At 37.4% G+C, this 2104-nt stretch carries 4 protein-coding genes; 3 read left to right on the top strand and 1 reads right to left on the bottom strand.

Annotated elements, in window-relative coordinates:
- The first annotated feature begins 208 nt into the window (after positions 1-208).
- The 3 genes from C406_RS21455 to C406_RS20345 all read left to right on the top strand — a co-directional run bounded on the left by C406_RS21455 (position 209) and on the right by C406_RS20345 (position 1018).
- Positions 209-544: a transposase family protein gene (locus C406_RS21455; RefSeq protein WP_192812631.1), complete on the top strand. Its 336-nt coding sequence runs from the start codon at positions 209-211 to the stop codon at positions 542-544.
- Positions 489-650 carry a transposase gene (locus C406_RS21450; RefSeq protein ID WP_081503786.1) on the top strand — a complete coding sequence of 54 codons (162 nt, stop codon included), beginning with the start codon at positions 489-491 and terminating at the stop codon, positions 648-650. Before C406_RS21455 ends, C406_RS21450 begins: the two co-directional genes overlap by 56 nt.
- Before the next feature lie 131 nt (positions 651-781).
- Entirely contained in the window at positions 782-1018 is a 237-nt protein-coding gene (locus tag C406_RS20345; protein WP_192812629.1) for a transposase, read from the top strand.
- 264 nt (positions 1019-1282) lie between these two features.
- Here C406_RS20345 and C406_RS0117405 read toward each other — a convergent pair whose 3' ends face one another.
- Positions 1283-1927, bottom strand: a complete 645-nt coding sequence (locus C406_RS0117405) for a peroxiredoxin-like family protein (protein ID WP_017381941.1) — start codon at positions 1925-1927, stop codon at positions 1283-1285.
- Positions 1928-2104 lie beyond the last annotated feature (177 nt).

The raw sequence follows: 2104 nt of genomic DNA, 5'->3' as shown, positions 1-2104 counted from the left end.
TTTCCGTTCCGAGCGGACGCGTTCCGTGGGGCGTGCGGTGAGCCTCCTCGTCGCGAAAACCGTGCTCCTGCGGGGTCTCACCTGTCACGCTAATCCCACCGGAGTCGCCGCTCTGCACTCCAATCAGCTAAGAGAATATAGGAAACAAGAAAACTTCATAAAAGAAGGGACTTTTAAAGGGAAAGTATGTAAATATGCCCTTGGAAAATTGACATACAACCCTACACATTGCGAAGGGGGCAGTGTCAGAAAAATTGACTATACGGTTTATACAAATGGTACTCAATCATCTCGAATTACCTTACCGATTACGGGTTTAAATCCAACCTATTTACTTTTGAAAAAGCAACGTTTCATATGTAAAGCGTGTAATTATAGTGTCTTAGATATCCTAGATCGACGTGATAATTTTACAAGTAAGAATCACTTTATCCCGAGTTATAGTTTAGTTGACCGTCAAAATGTAGAAACGGTAGCGATTGATATGAATGCGGGCTATGTGTGTCATCAAAGCGTTATTTCCGCAAGCGAAGATTACCATTGACCCATTTCATCTAGTTCAATTAATGAATCGCTCTATGAATAAATATCGTATTACTATCATGAATAAACTTAAAACAGATCCTCCTGATAATAGGAAGAAATGGTAGCGTATGAACCAGTATTAAAAGCGAATTATAGGCTCTTCAAGAACTTCTAAAAGCTATGTCAGATAAGGATATCAAGGCATTAGAGACTGGTTTAACTAGATCTGTTTCACCCTTAATTTATTACAAGTTATATGAGAACAAGCTTAAAAACGTTAAGAAAATATCTTCGGTTCATAGAAAACAGTTTTATTTACCCTTACAATAACGGAAGAATTGAAGGGATTAACAATAAAATCAACGTATTGAATCGTGTCGCTTATGGATATAGAAATTTCCAGAATTACAAAAACCGTATTATTTTACCCTTTAAATTAAAACCAGCTGATAAACAAAGCGAACAAAAACAATTACGCTCAAAAGCAGCATAATCCTACTTTTAAGCATGTCACTGGATCAGGCAATTTTAGTTGCTTGGAGTGCAAGATGGCGACTCCAGCGGGAAAAGCGCGAGCTGAAGACCCCACAGGAGCGTGTTTTTCGCGACGAGGAGGCTGAAGCCGTGCCCGCGGAAAGCGTCCATCTGGAACGGAAAGCAACGGGATACTTGAAAAACTACATAAAGCAGTAAAAGTCAGTTTTACACACCTAATGGTATGTAGTTCTTTACAATTACTTCTTATGAGTCTGATATATTAAATGTTTTTAACAATGTCAATTACTTTAGATGGCTCTACGCGGTTTGTGTAGTCAGAATCGACTTCAGCAAATACGATTTTACCTGTTTGATCGATTACAAATGTTGCAGGTTTTGGAAGTTCCCAATCATCATTACCATTTCTTCCGGCAACGTCTAATCCAGAGCTCTTATATATTTCAATTAGATAATCGGGCATTTTGAATACTAAATCAAATTGTTCAGCGACTTTATTACGATCATCACTTAAAACAATGAATTTAAGATCGTGTTTTTCTATTGTAGACAATGATGCATCTGGTGTTTCTGGACTAATGGCGATTAACGTTGCACCAGCGTCCTTGATTGAATCTACCTCACTTTGATAGGCTTTCAACTCAAGATTGCAATAGGGGCACCACCCACCACGATAAAATGACAAAATTACTGGTCCTTTAGCGAGTTCTTCAGTAATAGACACCACTTTACCCGTTGCATCAGGTAGTTTAAAGTCAGGTACTTTGTCTCCTATATTTAGTCCCTGAGCAACACCAAGCTCTGCTAACTCTTTTGTTGCTTGCGTCATTAACTTCTGTTTTTCTTCAGGAGCCTTTTTCTTAAATACTTCTTTGTAAGAGTTAATTTCTTTTAGCAATGTAGTCATTATTTCCTTGTCCCCATTTCTTATTAGACAAACCTTAACATACTATATATCTATTATCCTTAATCCTGCCTTTGTATTTTAATTTTTCACTCAATTGGAAAAAGGAACAAAAATTCCACTTATTTTCTTTTGATAAGAGTATTAGATCTACTTTAAAACATAGCGGAGACTTAGAAT

This window comes from Paenisporosarcina sp. TG-14 (assembly GCF_000297555.1).
GTDB classification, from domain to species: Bacteria; Bacillota; Bacilli; order Bacillales_A; family Planococcaceae; genus Paenisporosarcina; species Paenisporosarcina antarctica.
This window is presented reverse-complemented; position numbering and strand designations above follow the sequence as displayed.